The 18,776-nt window shown below is 70.0% G+C and carries 15 protein-coding genes; 11 read left to right on the top strand and 4 right to left on the bottom strand.

What is annotated here, in order from left to right:
- From ubiG to ACK5F2_RS02125, 5 genes are all read left to right on the top strand, one after another.
- On the top strand, window positions 1-545 hold a 545-nt coding region (ubiG, locus tag ACK5F2_RS02145; protein WP_409862430.1), incomplete at its 5' end, for a bifunctional 2-polyprenyl-6-hydroxyphenol methylase/3-demethylubiquinol 3-O-methyltransferase UbiG.
- A complete protein-coding gene (locus tag ACK5F2_RS02140) occupies window positions 545-1,249 on the top strand; it encodes an SDR family NAD(P)-dependent oxidoreductase (protein WP_409862428.1) in 705 nt (234 codons plus the stop codon). The genes ubiG and ACK5F2_RS02140, both read left to right, overlap by 1 nt.
- A gap of 131 nt (window positions 1,250-1,380) precedes the next feature.
- Window positions 1,381-3,462, top strand: a complete 2,082-nt coding sequence (locus ACK5F2_RS02135) for a diguanylate cyclase domain-containing protein (protein ID WP_409862427.1) — start codon at window positions 1,381-1,383, stop codon at window positions 3,460-3,462.
- A complete protein-coding gene (locus ACK5F2_RS02130; RefSeq protein ID WP_409862426.1) occupies window positions 3,459-5,492 on the top strand; it encodes a diguanylate cyclase domain-containing protein in 2,034 nt (677 codons plus the stop codon). Before ACK5F2_RS02135 ends, ACK5F2_RS02130 begins: the two co-directional genes overlap by 4 nt.
- Before the next feature lie 49 nt (window positions 5,493-5,541).
- Entirely contained in the window at window positions 5,542-7,200 is a 1,659-nt protein-coding gene (locus tag ACK5F2_RS02125) for a SulP family inorganic anion transporter (RefSeq protein WP_409862431.1), read from the top strand.
- Here ACK5F2_RS02125 and ACK5F2_RS02120 read toward each other — a convergent pair whose 3' ends face one another.
- Entirely contained in the window at window positions 7,201-9,048 is a 1,848-nt protein-coding gene (locus tag ACK5F2_RS02120; protein ID WP_409862425.1) for an ATP-binding protein, read from the bottom strand.
- Window positions 9,049-9,202: 154 nt separating this feature from the next.
- Here ACK5F2_RS02120 and gshA point away from each other — a divergent pair, with 154 nt between their 5' ends.
- Window positions 9,203-10,732 carry a glutamate--cysteine ligase gene (gshA, locus tag ACK5F2_RS02115; RefSeq protein WP_409862424.1) on the top strand — a complete coding sequence of 510 codons (1,530 nt, stop codon included), beginning with the start codon at window positions 9,203-9,205 and terminating at the stop codon, window positions 10,730-10,732.
- A gap of 31 nt (window positions 10,733-10,763) precedes the next feature.
- Window positions 10,764-11,066 carry an antibiotic biosynthesis monooxygenase family protein gene (locus tag ACK5F2_RS02110; RefSeq protein ID WP_409862422.1) on the top strand — a complete coding sequence of 101 codons (303 nt, stop codon included), beginning with the start codon at window positions 10,764-10,766 and terminating at the stop codon, window positions 11,064-11,066.
- 60 nt (window positions 11,067-11,126) lie between these two features.
- Here ACK5F2_RS02110 and ACK5F2_RS02105 read toward each other — a convergent pair whose 3' ends face one another.
- Window positions 11,127-11,468: a DUF1992 domain-containing protein gene (locus tag ACK5F2_RS02105; protein WP_409862421.1), complete on the bottom strand. Its 342-nt coding sequence runs from the start codon at window positions 11,466-11,468 to the stop codon at window positions 11,127-11,129.
- Between the two features lie 130 nt (window positions 11,469-11,598).
- Here ACK5F2_RS02105 and ACK5F2_RS02100 point away from each other — a divergent pair, with 130 nt between their 5' ends.
- On the top strand, window positions 11,599-12,039 hold the full coding sequence (locus ACK5F2_RS02100) for an SRPBCC family protein (RefSeq protein ID WP_409862420.1): 441 nt from the start codon (window positions 11,599-11,601) through the stop codon (window positions 12,037-12,039).
- A gap of 329 nt (window positions 12,040-12,368) precedes the next feature.
- Window positions 12,369-12,773, top strand: coding sequence for a GFA family protein (locus tag ACK5F2_RS02095; RefSeq protein WP_409862419.1), 405 nt, complete (start codon window positions 12,369-12,371; stop codon window positions 12,771-12,773).
- Window positions 12,774-12,799: 26 nt separating this feature from the next.
- Here ACK5F2_RS02095 and ACK5F2_RS02090 read toward each other — a convergent pair whose 3' ends face one another.
- Together ACK5F2_RS02090 and ACK5F2_RS02085 are read right to left on the bottom strand one after the other, a co-directional pair.
- Window positions 12,800-14,416, bottom strand: coding sequence for a phytase (locus tag ACK5F2_RS02090; RefSeq protein ID WP_409862417.1), 1,617 nt, complete (start codon window positions 14,414-14,416; stop codon window positions 12,800-12,802).
- Window positions 14,417-14,427: 11 nt separating this feature from the next.
- On the bottom strand, window positions 14,428-16,944 hold the full coding sequence (locus ACK5F2_RS02085; RefSeq protein ID WP_409862416.1) for a TonB-dependent receptor: 2,517 nt from the start codon (window positions 16,942-16,944) through the stop codon (window positions 14,428-14,430).
- Window positions 16,945-17,144: 200 nt separating this feature from the next.
- On the opposite strand from ACK5F2_RS02085, the gene ACK5F2_RS02080 reads away from it, so the two are divergent.
- Both ACK5F2_RS02080 and ACK5F2_RS02075 read left to right on the top strand, forming a co-directional pair.
- Complete coding sequence (locus ACK5F2_RS02080) at window positions 17,145-18,071, top strand: GGDEF domain-containing protein (protein ID WP_409862414.1); 927 nt, start codon at window positions 17,145-17,147, stop codon at window positions 18,069-18,071.
- On the top strand, window positions 18,061-18,776 hold a 716-nt coding region (locus ACK5F2_RS02075), incomplete at its 3' end, for an AraC family transcriptional regulator ligand-binding domain-containing protein (RefSeq protein WP_409862413.1). The genes ACK5F2_RS02080 and ACK5F2_RS02075, both read left to right, overlap by 11 nt.

The following is an 18,776-nucleotide window of genomic DNA, read 5'->3' as shown; positions in this document are numbered from 1 at the left end:
TGCTGGACCTGGGCTGCGGCGCCGGCCTGGCCAGCGAGGCCCTGGCGCGTGCCGGCGCCCAGGTACTCGGCGTCGATGCCGCGCCCCGCAATATCGAGGTCGCCCGGGCCCACGCGGCCGCACAGGGGCTGAACATCGAGTACCGGGCCGGCGAGCTGGTCGAACAGCTGCGCCCCGAGGAAGACTTCGATGTGGTGCTGGTGCTCGAGGTGGTGGAGCATGTGCAGAACCTGCCCGGCTTCTTTGCCCAGGCCGCGGCCCGGCTGCGCCCGGGCGGCACCCTGGTGGCCTCCACCATCAACCGCACGCCGATGAGCTGGCTGCTGGCCATCGTCGGCGCGGAATATGTGCTGCGCCTGCTGCCACGCGGCACGCACCGCTGGCAGCAGTTCGTCAAGCCCGCCGAGCTGGATGCCCTGGCCGCCGCCAGCGGCCTGCAGCTGGCGGAGAGCCGTGGCCTGCGCTATGTGCCGCTGCTGCACCGGGCACGCTGGACGCCCTCGCGGGCCGTCAACTACCAGAGCCGCTACATCCGGAGGGCATGATGCTGGCGCGACTGCCTCCGTCCTATCGCGCCCTGGTGCTGGGCGCCAGCGGCACGCTGGGCAGCGCCTTTGTACGAGCCCTGCGGGCCGATGCCCGCTGTGCCACGGTGCAGGGCCTCTCGCGCAGCGGGCAGCCCGCCCTGATCCTGGAGCAGGAGGAGAGTCTGCGCAGCGCTGCCGAAGCGGTCGCTTCGCACGGCCCTTACCACCTGATCATCGATGCCACGGGCGCGCTGACCATAGACGGGCGCGGTCCCGAGAAACGGCTGGCCGAGCTCAGCGCCGAAGGCCTGGCCCGCAGCTTCCAGATCAACGCCATAGGCCGGGCCCTGCTGCTCAAGCATTTCATTCCCCTGCTGGCGCCGCGCGACCAAGCCAGCATCCTGGCCGTGCTCTCGGCCCGGGTGGGCAGCATTGCCGACAACCGGCTGGGTGGCTGGTACGGCTACCGTGCGGCCAAGGCGGCTGGCAATATGCTGCTGCAGACCGCCGCCATCGAGGCTCAACGCAGCCGGCCTTTGGCCGTCTTTGCCGCCTTGCAGCCCGGCACCGTGGCCTCGCCGCTCTCGGCGCCCTTCAATGCCGGCCATGCCCTGACCGATGTCGAAGCGTCGGTGGCCGGTCTGCTGGACGCCCTGGGCCGGCTGGAGCCCGCCGCCGGCGCCCGCTTCATCGACCACCGGGGGCAGCCCATTCCCTGGTGAGCCCGGGGCGCGGCGCCCGAGCGTGCAAATATGCCCACGCGCCCGTTTCTAGGGCGCGCCCCAGGCCTCAGCGGGCGCCTGTGCTTCTACACTGCAGCCAGAAAAATGCAAGGAACCAGCCGCCGAGCGCGATGAATCGACCGAGCCTCAGCCAGCCCCGGGCCAGGCGCAGCCATGTCGCGATCCTGCTGCTGGCCGCCGGCCTGGGGCTGAGCGCCTGCCAGCGCGACACCGGCACGCCGCCCCCCGCCTTCGCGACGCAGAGCGAAGCACAACAGGCGCTCTGGCAGGAGTTCGGCCGCATCGAGCGCGAGGGCCGGGCACGGGCGCGGGAGAGCGAGCAGCGTCTGCAGGAATTGCAGGCCCGCACACAGCCCGCCAGTGCCGAGCGGCTGGAGCTTCTGGCCCTGCGCGGCCAGATGGCCGCCTACAACCGTGATCGCCCGACCCTAGAGGCCGTGCAGCGGGACCTCAATCACTGGCCCCTGCCCGCGGCGCAGCCCTCCGCCGAACTGGCGATTGCCACCATGCGGGCGCTGGACCATCAGGTGCGCGGCGATCTGCGCGAGGCGGTCACCGCCCTGGCCATGCAGGCGCTGAAGACCCAGCAGCAGCAGCAACTCAGCCCCCAGATTCTTTGGCGGGCACGTCTGGTCTGGGCTTCCATCAAGTCCGACAGCGGCATGCTGGATGAGGCCCTGAGCATGGCGCTGGAAGCCGTCAAGCAGGCCGACACCATGGGCCAGCCCTGGCGCCGTGCCGTGGCACTGAACGAGCTGTCCTATGCCTATACCCGCGCCCAGCAGCATGAGCAGGCCCAGCGCGCCAGCGCCGAGGCCCTGGCCGCTGCCAAGGAGGATCCGGCACCGCTGCTGATGCACAGCATCTTCACGATGCGCGGTATCGCCTATGCCCAGGACGCCGACCCCACCCACACCCAGCGGGCCTGGGAGCAGGCACTGCAGTACGCCCGTGAGGCCGGTGCCGACGGCGCCCTGGCGCTGTCACTGGCCAATTACAGCGACCATCATCTGCGCCGCGGCGACTACGAGCGCGCCCTGGAACTGGCCAGCCAGGCCTTGCCCCTGGCCCGGCGGGAACAGGCCCTGAGCATCGAGGTGCTGGCTTTGCACAATATGGGCCTGGCCAAGATCGGTCTCAAGCGCGTGGCCGAGGGCGCACGCGATGTGCGCCAGGCCATCACCCTGGACGAACAGCAGGGCGCCCTGAGCTATGCGGCCGAGGGCTGGCGCGAGCTGGGTCAGTACCTGGAGAAGGCCGGCGATTGGGGCGGCGCCATCGAGGCCCATCACGCCTACCGCCGCCTGATTGACCAGGTGCTGCGCGAAGACACGCGCAAGACGGTGCTCGAAACCCAGACCAGCTACGAGGCCGAGCGGCGCGCCAAGGAGATCGAGCTGCTCAACCGCGACAACAGCCTCAAGGCCGAGCGCATCCGTGCCCAGGACCTCGAGCTCAAGCTCTGGGCCACGCTGGCCGGCTGCGTGCTGCTCTCGGCCGCCCTGCTGGGCCTGAGCTACCGGCGCATCCGGCGCACCAATGCGGCCCTGGCCAGCAGCAACGAAAGCCTCAAGCTGCAAAGCGAGCGCGACCCCCTCACCGGCCTGTCCAACCGCCGCCACTTCCAGGCGGCCATCAAGCAGCTCGCGGATGCCGGCGGTCTGTCGGGCACCGTCTACCTCATCGACATCGACCACTTCAAGCGCATCAATGACCAGTGGGGTCATGCCGCCGGCGACAGCGTGCTGATCGAGGTGGCCCGACGCCTGCGCAGCGCGCTGCGCGAGGACGATCTGGTGGTGCGCTGGGGCGGCGAGGAATTCCTGATCATCGTGCCCTCGCGCGCGGCCGAGAACGCCAGCACCCTGGCCCAGCGCCTGCTCAGGCTGCTGGCCCTGCCCGTGCAGCATGGGGCGGTGGCCGTGCCCATCAGTGCCTCCATCGGTTTTGCCAGCTTCCCCATGGCACCCCATGGTCTGGTCCTGGGCTGGGAGCGCGCCATCGATCTGGTGGACACGGTCATGTACATGGCCAAGGCCCATGGCCGCAACAAAGCCTATGGCGTGGAGCACGCCGATGCCCGCAACGAACAGGAGCTGGACAGCCTGGCCCGGCAGCTGGAGCAGGCCTGGCAGCAGGGTCGGGTCGGCCTGGTCGCCATCAATGGCCCCGCCCTGGAGGCTGCGCCATGAAGCGCCTCCTGCAAGCCGCCATGCGCGCCCTGCTGCTGGCACTGTGCGGCCCGCTACTGGCTCAGGCCGATGAGCGCCGCCCCGTCCCCCTGGCCCGCGAGCTGGACCGTGAGCTCGGCCGCCTGGTGGCGCGAGCCTACGACCAGCCCGAGGCCGCCATGCAGGCCCTGGGCGCGCTGCGCCAGGCCCAATCGTCCGGCGAACCCCTTGCCCGCTTGCGACTCCGGCTGGCCGAGGGCCAGATCCTGCTGCAACGCGGGCGCACCCAGGAGGCCGAGGCCATCGCCAACGCCCTGGAGCTGGCACCGCAGGGACAGGAACTGGGCCTGCTGATGCGCGCCCTGATCGCCGATCGCCTGGGCCGCGGGGCCGAGGCTGCCGACCATGCCCGCGAAAGTCTGCGGCAGCTCGATATGCACTGCCCCGCGCAGGCGCTGGAACAGGCCATCGCGCAGGGGCAGTGCGATTTTCGTGCCGCCTGGTCCGCCCTGCGCATCCTGGAGCGCGAGCAAAGCACGCAAGGCCGCCTGGCCCAGGCCGAGGCCACATTGAAGCGCATGCTGGCCCTGGCCCAGGCCGGCACGGACCGGCATCTCAGCGCCGTCAGCCTCTACAGCCTGGCCGTGCTGAGCCAGGACCAGGAGCAGCCAGATGCCGCCAGGCGCTGGCTGGCCGCCGCGCAGGAGCAGGCACAAGACCAGCCCATCACCCTGACCAGGGTCAAGCTGGCCGAAGCCATCGTGGCCTCCAAGCGAGGCGACGAACATAGCGTGCTGAGCACCTACGAGGACGCGCTGGCCATGGCGCAGCGGGCCGACGCACCACGCACCGCGGCCCTGATTCGCGTCAATCTGGCCGATCTGCACATGCACAGCGACCGGCCGGCCCAGGCCATGCGCGAGGCACGCCTGGCCTTGCCCGTGGTGCTGGCCTTCAGGGATCTGCGACTGGAACGCACCCTGCGCCACAACCTGGCCGTGGCCCTGCTGCTGCAGCGTCAGTTCGACGCCGCGCGCCGCGAGCTGGCCCGCGCCGAGCAGCTGGCGCGCGAGCTGCCGGACCCGGCGCGCCGCGTGGTGGAGCTGCGCGAGGTCGGCCACGCATGGGCCAGCAGCGGCCAGCCTCGCGAGGCCATCACGGTCTTCCATGCCGAGCGAGAGCTGTCGGCCCAGATCCATGCCAGCCAGCGCGAGGCCCAGCTGCAGCAGTTGCAGCTCAAGTACGACAGCGAGCGCAAGCAGCGCGATCTGGAACTGCTGACGCGAGAGCGCAGCCTCAAGGACCAGCAGCTGTCCAACCATGCCCTGGCCCAACGTGTGGGGCTGGCACTGGCCGTGCTGCTGAGCCTGTCCCTGGTGCTGGTGGTGGTGATGCTGCAGCGCGTGCGCGCGGCTAATCGCCAGCTCAAGGCCAATCAGCAGCAGCTGCGCGCCCAGAGCGAGCGCGACCCGCTGACCGATCTGGCCAACCGCCGGCACTTCCTGGCCGTGATGCAGCAGCAGTCCGAACAGCTCTTCGCCGGCGGGCTGCTGATGATCGATATCGACCACTTCAAGCATGTGAACGATCAGCATGGCCATGCCGCCGGCGATGCGGTGATCCGCGAAGTCGCCCAGCGCATACGCAGCTCGGTGCGGGAACAGGATCTGGTGGTGCGCTGGGGCGGCGAGGAGTTTCTGGTCTTCACCCCCAATGTGGAGCCCGCCGATCTGGCGCGCCTGGCCGAGCGCGTGCTGCAGAGCGTGGGCAGCCAGCCCGTGGCCACCGACGAGGGTCCGCTGCGCGTGACCGTCTCCATCGGCTTCGCGCATTTCCCGCTGCCGCCGGCCAAGCTGCGCCAGCACTGGGAGCAGGCCGTGAACTGGGCGGACATGGTGCTCTACACCGCCAAGGCCCAGGGCCGCAACCAGGCCGTGGGCATTGCCGCCGTGGACGCCAGAGACGCCACGGTGCTCGGCGAGATCGAGGCCGACTTTGACGCCGCCTGCCAGTCGCAGCGTGTGCGCCTGCAGCACATCCCGGGACCCTGAGCAGGCATACTCGACGCCTTCGTCCCGCCACCGAGGTACAGACTTGAGCATGACGCAAGATCCGGCCCCCCAGGGTGGCTGGCGTCTCTACAGCCAGCGCTACTTGCGTGAGGACCTGCTGGCGGCCCTGGTCGTCAGCGTGCTGCTGATCCCGCAGAGCATTGCCTACGCCATGCTCGCCGGCCTGCCGCCCCAGGTGGGCCTGTATGCCAGCCTGCTGCCCCTGATGGCTTATGCGGCCCTGGGCTCCAGCCCGCATCTGGGCCTGGGTCCGGTGGCGGTGCTGGCCCTGATGATTGCCCAGACCCTGGCCCAGGCCCCGCCGGGCGTGAGCCCCAGCGAGGCGGCCCTGGTGCTGGCGGCCGAGGTGGGCATCATCCTGGCCCTGGCCGCCGCCCTGCGCCTGGATGCGCTGGCGGCCCTGCTCAGCGTGCCGGTGCTGCATGGCTTCGAGACCGGCGCCACCCTCGCCATCGCGGCCAGCCAGCTGCCGGTGCTGCTGGGCAGCCCGGCCAAGGGCTTCGAGCTGCCGGCCCTGCTGGAAAGCGCTGCCGCCAGCGGCTTTGCCTTCCAGCCCCTGGCCGCCGCCTACGGTCTGGCGGCCCTGCTGCTGCTGGTGGCCGCCAGGCGCTGGCTGCGCGGCATGTGGGCGCGCCTGGCCCCGCTGGCCGTGCTGCTGGGCGCCATGGCCCGGGCCGCGGCCAGCGATGCGCTGAGCCACGGCGTGCCCCTGGTCGGCACCCTGCCGCCCCTGCATCTGGGCCTATCGCTGCCACGCCTGGATGCCCAGCTCTGGCTGGCCATGCTGCCGGGTGCCCTGCTGGTGGCCCTGGTGGGCTATGTCTCCAGCCTGGTGGTGGCCGAGTCCCTGGGCCGGCGTGCCAATGTGCGCATTGACGCCCGTGCCGAGCTGCGCGGCCTGGCCGGTGCCAATATGGCCGCGGCGCTCAGCGGTGGCATGCCGGTGGCCGCCAGCTTCTCGCGCAGCGTGCTGATGTTCGACGCAGGCAGCCGCACCCGCATGACCGGCGTCTTCATCGCCTTCGCCATGGGTGGCGCCATGCTGGCCCTGGCCGGTCCGCTGGCCCTGCTGCCCAAGGCGGTGCTGGGCGCCACCATCCTGGTGGCCGTGCTCTCGGGGCTGAAGCTGGGGCCCTACCGCGATGCCTGGCGCTATGCGCGGCCCGAGGCCCTGCTGATGGTGGCGGTGAGTCTGATGGTGCTGTGCTGGAGCGTCACCGCCGCCCTGGGCCTGGGCGTGCTGGGTTCCATCGCCCTGCTGCTGCAGCGCACCGCGCGACCCCATGTGGCCCTGCTGGGCCGCGTGCCCGGCACCGAGCATTACCGCAATATCGACCGTTACGAGGTCGAGTGCCTGCCCGGTGTGCTGGGCCTGCGCATCGACGAGAGCCTGCTCTTCACCAATGCCCGCAGCCTGACCGATGTGGTGGACGCCTACCTCGCGCCCCGCCCCGAGACCCGGCGCGTGGTGCTGCAGATGACGCCGGTGAACGCCATCGACTTCAGCGGCCTGGAGGCCCTGCGCGAACTGCACGACACCCTGGCGCGGCGCGAGATCCGCCTGGACCTCAGCGAGGTCAAGGGCCCGGTACTGGACCGGCTGCGCGCCGGCCACTGGGAGCACTGGTTCCGCGGCCGGCTCTTCCTGAGCCATCACCAGGGCATGGAGGATGCGGCGCCGCGCTAGCTAGGGCGCCGACGCCAGCAAGGCGTCCAGCCCGCGCAGAAAGCGCCCCATCTCCAGCGGCTTGGTCCAGTAGTCGTCAAAGCCCAGGGCCAGGGCGGCCTGGATATCGCGCTCCTGGGCATTGGCCGAGAGCGCGATCACCTTGCAGTGCGCCAGTTCCGGCGTCGAACGCAGGGCGCGCAGCACCTGGCTGCCATGCAGATCGGGCAGCTGCATGTCCAGCAGGATCACATCGGGGCGCTGCTGCAGGGCCTGGGCCAGGCCGGCGCGGCCGCAGTCGGCGCTGCTGAACTCGAACTGCGGGCGCAGCGCCATCAGCTGACGCACCAACAGCAGATTGGCCGGCGTGTCCTCGATGTAGAGCAGCTTGCGCCGACACCCCGATGCAGGCGCTGCTTCCCGGATCAGGGTGGGCAGCTCGTCCAGCGGCGCCGGCTGAGTGTCTTCTTGATCAGCGGGCAGCCAGACTCTGAACTCGCTGCCGCGGCCCGGCTCGCTCTCCACTTCGATGCGTCCGCCCATGCGCTCGGCGAGCTGGCGCGCAATGCTGAGCCCGATGCCCGTGCCCGCAATGCCCTCCAGCTCGGCGCCCAGGCGGTTGAAGGGCTCGAACAGGCGTTGCCGGGCCTCGGGGCTGAGCCCACGCCCGCTGTCGCGCACGCACAGGGCCCACTGGGCCGAGGCCGCCTCGGCCCAGCCGGGCTCGCTGCCACGCACATCCACCTCCACCCAACCCTGGGGGCGGTTGTACTTGATGGCATTGGTCAGCAGATTCAGCAGCACCTGACCGAGGCGGCGGCGGTCGGCACGCACCCGGCCGCCCAAACGCGGTCGCGCCAGCCGCAGGCTGATGCCGGCGGCCCGGGCCTGATCGGCCACCCAACCCAGGGCCTCGCGGGCCAGCGCGTCCAGCACCACGGGCTCGTCGCGCAGCTGCTGGCGGTCGGCCTCCAGGCTGGCCAGATCCAGCACATCGTCGATCAGGGCCAGCAGATGGCGGCCGGCCCCCTCGATATGTGCCAGGCGCTCCCGCTGGCGCTCACTGAGGAACTCGCTGCGGTCGTAATGCATCAGCTGGGCAAAGCCCAGCACCGCATTCATGGGCGTGCGCAGCTCATGGCTGACCCGGGCCAGGAACTCGGACTGGGTGCGCTTGAGCTGGGCCAGGCGCTCGTTTTCAAGCGCCAGGGCCTGGGCACGGCGCCGCTCGGTCACGTCCATATTGATGCCCGTCATGTAGGCGGGTCGCCCCTGGGCATCGAAGACCGTGCGCCCGCGGCTGACCAGCCAGTGCAGCGAGCCATCCGGCCAGAGCACGCGGAACTCCCACTCATGCGCCTCGCGAAAGCCCGTGCCCTCCACATAGTCGCGGGCGATACGCTGCCACTGTTCGCGATCCTCGGGATGCAGACACTGCAGGGCCAGCTCATCCGGGGAACGCGCATCCTCGGGCTGCAGGCCGCGCAGGTGGTACATGGCATCGCTCCACAGGGTGCGCTGCCCGGGTGCCCGCCGCCACACACCCACCCCGCCGACCGCCAAGGCATGCAAGACGCCCGCGGGGGCGGCCGGCGCCAGCCACAGCAGCAGGGCGCCCTCATCCGCGGGCAGCACCTGGGCCTCGAAGTCCAGGGCCACGCCCTGCATGCGCCAGCGATGGCTGCGGGCATCGGTGACGGCCAGCACCTCGGGCGCCAATGCCTGCCAGGCGCGCGCCTGGGCGGCCTCGTCCAGGCCCTGCTGCGCCGCCCACTGTTTTGCCGCGCCATTGGCTTCGGCCAGCAGGCCACCGTCGCGCCGCCAGATGCGCAGGGCTGGATGCAAGACCAGACGCCAGAACTCATCCATGGAAGTGGCCGCGGCTGTTGCCGTCAAGAGTCTCAGGCCAGTGTAGCCAGGGCCGGAGAGGCCGGGGCGCTGAACCGCCGGAAAAAGGCCCGATGGCTGCACCCTTCATCCGCATCTGGTAACTTCCACGGTCTAAAACGACAAGGACAGCCGCATGAGCGAAGCATCCAAGCAAGCGCCGCAGGCACCGGCCATCACACAACTACAAGGCATACGTCGAGGCATCGAGAAGGAAAGCCTGCGCGCCCTGCCCAATGGCATGCTGGCGCTGACGCCACATCCGCTGCAGCTGGGATCGGCGCTGACGCACGACAAGATCACCACCGACTTCAGCGAAAGCCAGCTGGAGCTGATCACCGGCGTGCATGCCAGCGCCAACGCCTGCCTGGCCGAGCTGCAGGAGATCCACCAGGCCGTCTACCAGGTGCTGCAGACCGAGGGCGAGGAGCGCCTGTGGGTCAGCTCCATGCCCTGCGGCCTGCCCACCGACGAGACCATCCCCCTGGGCCGCTATGGCAGCAGCAATGTGGGCCGCTCCAAGAGCATCTACCGCATGGGTCTGGGCCAGCGCTATGGGCGGCGCATGCAGACCATCTCGGGCATCCACTACAACTGGAGCCTGCCCGAGGTCAGCACCGAACAGTATTTCGGCCTGATCCGCAATTTCCGCCGCCACAGCTTCCTGCTGCTCTACCTCTTCGGTGCCTCACCGGCGCTGTGCTCCACCTTCGTGGCCGGCCGCCAGCACGAGTTGCAGGCCCTGGGCAGCCATACCTTCCACATGCCCTACGGCACCTCGCTGCGCATGGGCCGGCTGGGCTACCAGAGCGATGCCCAGTCCTCGCTGGCGGTCAGCTACAACTGCCTGGAGCGCTACGCCGCCTCGCTGCAGGAGGCGCTGACGCGCCCCTACCCGGCCTACGAGGCCATTGGCGTGCGCAACCCCGGCGGCGACTACAACCAGCTCAGCCCCACGCTGCTGCAGATCGAGAACGAGTTCTACGGAACCATCCGCCCCAAGCGTGTGATCCGCCAGGGCGAGCGCCCGCTGCATGCCCTGCGCGAGCGCGGCGTCGAATACGTCGAGGTGCGCTGCATGGACCTCGATCCCTTCGAGCCTCTGGGCATCAATGCGCAGACCATGCGCTTCCTCGATGTGTTCCTGCTGCACTGCCTGACACAGGCCAGCGCGCCGGACACGCCCGAGGAAATCGCCGCTTTGGGTGCCAACCAGCACCGCACGGCCGCCCGCGGCCGCGAGCCGGGCCTGCGACTGCAGCGCGGCGGCGCCGAGGTGGATCTGCGCGAATGGGGCGCCGAGATCGTCGAGCAATGCGCGCCGCTGGCGGCCCAGCTCGACACCCTGCAGGGCGGAACCGAGCATGCCGAAGCCCTGGCCATGGCGCGGGCACGCCTGGCCGATGCCGCCTTGACACCCTCGGCCCGTGTGCTGGCCGCGATGAAGCAGGACTTTGGCGACTCGCACGTCGCCTTCATCCGTGCCCAGTCCGAGCAAACCCGCCAGCGCCTGCTGGCCCTGCCCTGGAGCGAGGCGCAGAACGATCGCTATGTCCGCATGACGGCCGAATCCATCGCCGCGCAACGCCGCATCGAGGCGGCCGACACGGTGGACTTCGAGACCTATCGGCAGCAGTACCTGGCGCAGCAGAGCCTGGTGGTCTGAAGCCGGACGACAAGCCAGGGAGCCAGCATCCGTGATTCTTGAAATCGCACAGCTGCAGATCAAGCCCGGCCAAGGGGCTGAGTTTGAGGTGGCGTTCCTGCAAGCGCAGCAGATCATTGCGGCTATGCCGGGCTACCTGGGCCACGAGCTCCAGAAGTGCCTGGAGCGTGCGGACCACTACATGCTGCTGGTTCGCTGGGCCTCGGTAGAGGACCACGAAGTCGGCTTCCGCAAGTCGCCGCAGTACCAGCAGTGGCGCGCGCTGCTGCATCACTTCTACGACCCCTTCCCGACGGTGCTGCACTACACCCAAGTGGCGGGGGCCCTGGCCTGATCACGCGCGCTGCCACTGAAGCGCAGCTTCCCTGAGTCCATACGGCGGCCTATGGCCGCCCTACAGGGAACCGCTGGCGCGCAAGGCTTCCAGCCGCAGGGAAATCCGCTGCTCCAGCTCGCTGAGTGTCTTCTGGATGGCCAGCCGATCCGGCTCGGTGCTGGCCGCTTCAAGCGCTGCGCGCAGCTGAGCGCGCTGATGGAACAACTCCACCTCGGGCGGCAGCACGCCGGCGTTCTTCAGGATCTTGAAGCCCATCCTGAACTCCTCCGGCGTCTGTTCCCAGCCCGCATCGCTGAGCATGGGCTTGCCATAGCTAGGCGCGCTGCTCAACTCGCCGGAGAGTTGGGCTTCGTCGAGCTTTCGTCCGATCTCGTCTTCGCGCAGTTGAAGTGGACTCACGGGCATCTCCAGCATCCGATATGGCGTGGATGCTAAACGAGCGGTCGGGCCCGGGTCCTATCGGTATCTGCCGGGCTGCCCAGGCCGGCTTGTGCAAGCGCCGTGCTATGGTCCCCTCGAGGAAAAAACCATGCCAATCGAAGAACGCATACAGATCGCCGTGCCCCCGGACGTCATCGACAGCATCTGGAGCGAGGTCGATCGCTGGCATGTCTGGGACCCCGACACCAAGCAGGCATCGATCGAGGGCCCCTTCGCGCTCGGCAGCAAGGGGCGCATCGTGCCCAGCAAGGGCATGGGGGTGCCGATGGTGATCACCGAACGCACGCCGGGACGCTCGTTCACCGTCGAGGGCCATATCCCGCTGTTCCGCATGCATTTCGAGCACCGGGTGCGCGCCATTGCAGGGGGCTCCGAAGTGGCCCACCGTGTCTGGTTCAGCGGCCCGCTGGCGTTTCTGTTCGGACCCGGCGTCGCCAGGCAGGTCAGCCAGGGCCTGCCGCGAACCATGCGGTCGCTCAAGGCCTATGCCGAGCAGCGGCACCAGCAAGCGGCGGCCGGTCCCACCTGAGTGGAGCGGCTGCTCCGTAACGGTTTTGGTCCGCACCCGATTCATCCGTCCGTGCAGTCCGGCGCCGGCCTCTCTCGTTGCAAGACCTATCGCTACGCGCTGTGGCGCCAGTGGTCCGAGGCGCCGCCGTGCTGTTCGTGATGCCGAATCCATCGCCGCGCAACGCCGCATCGAGGCGGCCGACACGGTGGACTTCGAGACCTATCGGCAGCAGTACCTGGCGGCGCAGAGCCTGGTGGTCTGACGAAGCGCGCTGCCACTGAAGCGCAGCTTCCCTGAGTCCATACGGCGGCCTACGATACGTCTACCCGGAGTCGGACAGTCCGCCCATGAATCCACGCAGCCTCCCACCCGCTCTGCACGGCGCCTGCAACTGCGGCGCCGTGCGCTTCACGCTGACGCAGAGGCCTACCGAAGCCACGGCTTGCCACTGCAGGCTGTGCCGCAAGCAGTCGGGCCATTTCTTCGCCTCGGCCAATCTGCCCAAGTCGGCGCTGCAGCTGTCCGGGGCCGAGCACCTCAGCTGGTACCAGGCGTCCGACAAGGTGCGCCGCGGCTTCTGCGCGAAGTGCGGCTGCTGGCTGTTCTGGGAACCGATACACAGGGACTGGACCTCGGTGGCGCTGGGCGCGCTGGACGGCGACACCCACCTCGCCCTGGAGCGCCACATCTTCGTGGCGCACAAGGGCGACTACTACGAGATTGCCGACGGGCTGCCGCAGAACCCGGACTGAGGGCGCGCCAGGCGCCCCTCAGACGCTCACAGCCCCAGCTTGCCCGCCACCTCGCGCCAGGGCACCAGCTTGAAGTTCTGCGTGCCCTGGGGCAGGCGCTTGCGGCCGTCCTGCACCACCAGCAGGCCTTCGCCGTAGGGGCCGCCCAGATTGGCCGATGTCACGTCCAGGCCATCGGTCTCCGACGCGCCGTCGATGCCAAGCGCGGCATTGATGCCGATGCGGAAAGCCCCGCGCAGCGCGTGCGGCGCATCGGCGTCATAAACCGCATAGCTGTCATTGCCCTGGGACGACACCACCAGGAAGCGGCCCTTGGGCGATTCATGGATGGCCAGGCCCTCCACATCCGCGTGCAGGGCCGGGCCGACCGGGATCACCAGCTGGGGCTGGGCCTCGGCCGCATCGAGCGCCAGGCGCCAGACGCCGCGCTTTTCCTCGCCCACAAAGAGCTGCTGCCGCGCCTCGTCCACCACGCAGCCCTCGGGCTGGCTGGGCAGGCGGAACTCGCGCACCAGGGTGGCGCTCCAGCCGCCCTTCTGGACGGCATCACGCTTCAGGCGGAACGGCCGCACGCGGCCGTCCTTGTCGTTGGGAAAGGCATCCAGCCCGCCCTCGGCATTGCGGCCCACGCACAGACCGTAGATATCGTCCAGGCCGGTGGGCAGGCGCGCCAGCTCGCGCACGCGCCCGTCCTGGCGCGAGATGCCGAACAGCACCAGGGCATGTTCATCGCGCTGGGTGGCCACGGCCAGATCGAGCGACTGCGCGCCGTAGCGCAGGCCCTGGCGCAGGTCCACATTGTTGATGCGGCCCACCGGCAGGAACTGGCGCTCGCGACCCTGCAGGTCGTAGACGGCCAGACCCAGCTTCTTGTCCGTGCCCAGGATCAGGCTGCGCTCGCCCCGCAGCGGATGCACCCAGATGGCCGGGTCGTCGGCTGCATCGCCCTGGGCGCGCACCGGCTCGGTCTGCGCGCTGGGCAGCACGATGGCCGGGGCGGGCTGCGGGGCAGCCGCGACCGGGTTCACCGCCAGCCAGGCGTCCAGGCGCTGCAGCAGGGCCTTGTCATCCGACTGGGTATCCGCCAGCAGCAGGGCGCGGCCCTCGCGCTCGGCATCGGCCGCATAGCGCCACAGACCCACGCCGGGCTCGGCGATGTAAAGCGCGGCCTCGGCATCGCGCACCCGGCAGCCCAGGGGCGCATGCGGCGTGGCCAGGCGGCGCAGCTGGCGCGGCGCGCTGCGGCCGCTCTCGTCCAGCAGCCATTGCTCCGACAGGCCGTCGTCTCCCAGCAGGAAGAGCTGCAACAGGCCTTGCGCATCGCGGTGCAGGCAGAGCTGCTCGGTGGCAAAGCCGGGGCCCGACCAGCGCGCCAGCTGCTGCAGCTGGCTGCCATCGGGCTCGGCGCGCAGCAGCAGCAGGCGGCCGCTGTCGGCGTCTTGCACCAAGGCCAGTGTCCGGCCTTGGGCATCGCTGCGCTGGTCCCAGCGCTTGACGCGCAGCTTGAGCTGATCGCTCAGGCGGCCATCGGCCGCTCGCAGCTCCAGGCCCTGCTTGCCCAGGCTCAGGCTCTGGGCCTGGGCCTGGGCGCTGCCCATGAGCAGCGTCAGGGCGGCCGCCGCGGCGGCCAGGGAGGTTCTCATCATGCTGCTCATCAGAACACCGCCGCCTTCACGCCGATCTTGATGCTGCGACCATACTGCTCGTACTGCGCGTTGCGGGCCTTGTCGGCCTGGTAGACGTAGTACTTGGCATTGGCTAGGTTCAGGGCCTCGAAGCTCAGCTCCACGCGCGGATTGAGCTGGTAGCGCAGCGAGAAGTCCACCTGCTTCTGGCTGTCCACCTTCAGATCGCGGGCGGCGTCAAACACATCGCCCACTTCCAGCAGATAGGGCGATTTGTGGTTGAGCGCCAGGCGGGTGCTCAGGCCATGGCCCTCCCAACCCAGGCTGAGATTGAGCGTGCGGTCCGACTGGCTGGGCAGCGAAATCTCGCGCGACTTCCACTGACCGCCATCGAAGCCGCCGATGCGGGCCGTGGAGTCGACGAAGGTGGCATTGGCGCCCACGATCAGACCGTTGAGGGGCGCGGGCAGCTGGCGCAGCAGCTGGCTGTAGGCCAGCTCCAGGCCGCGCACCGTGGCCTTGTCGCCGTTGGCATAGCTGTGCACGGCCTTGAAGGCCTCCCAGCCCTTGCTGCCGGCCAGATCGGTCTGGAACACGAAGTCCTTGATGTTCTTCTGGAACACATAGGCCGAGATCGCGCCATCACGGCCGCCCTGGCCCAGCGCATGCTCGATGCCCAGATCCAGATTGCGCGAGCGCAGGGGCTTGAGCAGGGGGTTGCCCAGCTCGGCCTCGTCACCGTCCACCACGCGGCCGGGCGAGAGCTGGCCGAAGCTCGGGCGCAGCACCGAGTTCGTCAGCGCGGCGCGCAGCTGCGTGTTCTTGCTCATCAGATCCTGGCGCAGCAGCAGGGCAGGCAGCCAGTGGCTGCTGCGGGTGGCAGCCTGGTTGGGGCTGATCTTGTCGTCGACGGCAGCAAAGCCATCGGCCCTGAAGCTGATGCGCTCATGGCGCAGGCCGCCCAGCAGCTGGGTGCCCCCCTGCTCCCAGCGCAGCTGGGCATAGCCGGCGTCCACGTCCTCGCTCATCGCGAAGTCGTTGCTGGCCGAGTCCACCGCATCGCGGAACTTGGCGGGGTCAAGACCCGACACCAGGCGGCGCAGCGCGTCGGCATTCAAGGCCGGGCCAAAGCTGCCCCAGGCATAGTCCACCGCGCCGCCGGCCAGGAACTGGTCCATGGCCAGGGCGCTCTTGGCGAGGCCGGCCTTCGTCAGGTTCTTGGCGCTGTAGGCCAGGGTCTCCTGCTCATTGCGCTTGTCGCGGCGCGTGGCCTTGAGGCCGGCCTTGAACTCCAGCTCGGCACCACCGGCCAGCTCGAACTCGCGCTGCAGGTCCAGCTTGGCATGCTGCACGCGGTCCGTGGCCTTGGAGCTCTCCAGCTTGAACTTGTCCAGCGCATAGCCGCTGCTGCCCGCCAGACCGGCGGGGCCGAGCAGTTGCGGGCGCTGCGTGCCGCTGAAGCCCACGCCGCTGAAGCTGCTCTTGAAGGCCGAGGAGGCCAGCGCATCGGGCTTGCTTTCGCTGGCGCGGCCCTGGCCGGCCTCGGCATTGAGCTGCCAGTCGCTGAAAGCAAGATGGCTGCCCAGCACCAGGGAGTTGCTGCGATTGTTCTCCTCGCGCGACTTCAGGCCGCGCAACACGCTGGCCTTGCCCAGGGCGCCGCTGGCCTGCGCGTCGTCGAACTCGACCGCCTGCGACTGGCGGGTCTCGCTGTCGTCAAAGCGGCTGGCAAATCCGCGCAGGTAGAAGTGCTGGCCTTGAGCCGGCTTGTAGTCGAGGTTGATCGCGGCGCCCAGACGCTCGCGCAGGATCTCGTAGCGGCGCAGCTCGAACTCCTCCAGCTTGCTGCCGTCCCAGGCGCCGCCGGTCTCGACGTTGTCACTGGCGAAGCGACGCTGGTCGGCCGAGAGCGCCAGCGCCAGGCCCAGGGTGTTGCCCAGAAAGCGGTCGGCAAAGGTCAGCGAGCCACGGGGCCGGGTCGTGCCGGCATTGGCGTCGTGATTGGCGCCGAGGTCGACGCTGAACAGCTTGCCCGGGAGGTCAAAGGCCGAGAGCGTGTTCACCGCCACGCTGCCGCCGATGGAGTTGGCGTCGTCGGCCGGCGTCAGGGTCTTGGCCACCACCAGGGAGCGGATCAGGCCGGCGGGCACCACGTCCAGGCCCGGGGCGCGGCGGTCGGCCTCGGAGGCCGGCACGGTGGCGCCGTTGATGGTGACGGCGTTGTAGTCGGGGCCCATGCCGCGCACGCGGATGAAGCGGCCCTCACCCTGGTCGCGCTCGACCGAAACGCCCGGCAGGCGGGCCAGAGCCTCGGCAGCATTGTTGTCGGGCAGGGCACCGATGGCATCGGCATGCACCACGCTCATCACACCCAGGGCCGCACGCTGCTTGTCCAGCGCACCACGCAGATTGGCGCCCTGGCCGGTCACACGCACCGTGTCCAGCTTTTCGGGGCTAGCGGTCTGGGCTTGGGCGGACCAGGCCAAGGCCAGGCTGAGGCTGAGCAGGCTGAGCCGGACGGGATGGGCAAGGGAAGAGGCAGACATGAGGGTGTGAGGGCGCTGACGCCGGGCAGTCGAGGAATGGCTGCGCATGCTGGTCGGCCGCCATGGCACTTGCGTGACAGCGCGCCTTGCCCGGGCACAGCGGCGCAGCCACGGGTCCAGGCTGAGCTTTTGGGACTCCCCCGGCATCTTGCCCAGGCTGTGTGACAGCCCTGTCACACAGCCCGCCTAGCATGGCGCCCATGTCCCTGTTCAAGCTGCTGCGCGCCGGTCTGATGCCCGCCCGTGCGCCCCTGCCCCTGCTCGCCCCGGTGCTGGGCCTGCGCCATTTCGGCCATGGCCTGCTGCTGCTGGCGGCCTTGCTGCTCCTGCCCTATGCCCTGCTGGGCACGCCCCGGCCGCTGGCCCAGTGGCGCTGGATGGATGTGCTGGGCGAGGGCGGCATGAGCCTGATGGTGGCCGTGTGGCTGGCCTATCTGCGCGCCGCAAGGCCTGCGGGTCCGGTGACCGACCGCCTGTGCCTGGGCATGGCCGGCATGCTGCTGGGCGGCTATGTGGACCTGCTGGACGAGTTCTGGGTGCTGCCCAAGGCCATGGTCTGGGACAACTGGCTGGAGTCCCTGCTCACACCCCTGGGCATGGCCCTGCTGACCTGGGGCCTGCATCTGTGGCGGCAGGAGCAGCTGGCCCTGAACCGGCAGCTGGGCGCGCGCGAGCGCCTGTTCCGCGACCATCGCCGCATCGACACCCTGACCCAGCTGGGTGACGCCGCCTATATGGCCACGCAGATCAGCCTGGAGCGTCAGGCTGGTCGCGGCGGCCATCTCTGCATGCTGGGCTGGCCCGGCTTCGAAGCCGCCGTGGCCCGCCCACAAGGCCTGGCCGCGGCCGACCAGCTGCTGCGCAATGCCGGCAGCCTGCTGGCCCTGCATCTGGCACCGGGGGAACTGCTGTGCCGCTATGCGGGCGACCGCTTCGTGCTGCTGCTGCCGGGGCAGCAGGGCGGCGCGGCACGCGCCCGGGCCGAGGCCCTGCGCCGCGCCCTGCAGGACTGGTCCCAGGGCCCCGCGCTCACGCCATGCCTGGTCGGTCTGGACCTGGCGCCCGATGACAGCCTGGCGCCCGAGCAACGCCTGCAGCAGCTGGCGAGTGAGCTGCATGGCGCTTGAACTGCCCACGCTCTATCCGCCGCCGGCCGCGCCCGGCGGGCCGGCCGCCGCGCGCTATGAGCTCGACAGCCCCTGCCTGGCCTGGACCGACCAGGCCGTGCTGCTGGCCGAGTTCGCCCGCAGTCGCGACCTGAGCCCGCTGCAGCCTCCCGGCGGCAGCGGCCTGATCAGCCCGCGGCAGTTGCTGGCCCTGTTGGAAGCCCTGCGCACCGAGGGGGGGCCCGACACCGCCTTCGTGATCGGCCGCCACTGGCTGCCGGGCCATTACGGCCTGCCCAGCCAGGCCCTGCAGGAGGCGCCCGATCTGCTCACGGCCCTGCAGCTGCTGTGCCGGCATGCCGCGAGGCTGTGCCCCCTGCTCACGCCACGCCTGCTGCTGGACGAGCAGGAGCTGATCCTGGTCTGGAGCGAGGCCTGCGGCCTGCCGCCGGGCCTGCGGGGCTTCGTGATTGACCTGCATATGAGCGCCGTGACCGGCCTGGCCGACTGGTTGGGCGGTCAGCGCCTGCCCTGGCGCTACAGCTTCAACCGCACCGCCCCGCGCGATCTGGCCCAGCATCTGGTCTATCTGCAGGCCAGCGAGCCCGCCGACCTGCGCTTCGGCTGCCAGGCCGATGCCATGCGCCTGCCCCTGGCGCTGGCCCGCCAGCCCTGGCCCACCCGGCCCGGCCGGGCCGCCCCGGCCCAGGCGGGCGGGGGCCGCCC

This window comes from Roseateles sp. (assembly GCF_046300915.1).
In the GTDB taxonomy this organism is placed as follows: domain Bacteria; phylum Pseudomonadota; class Gammaproteobacteria; order Burkholderiales; family Burkholderiaceae_C; genus Kinneretia.
Note: the sequence above shows the minus strand (reverse complement) of the source record. Positions and strands in the feature narration are given on the sequence as shown.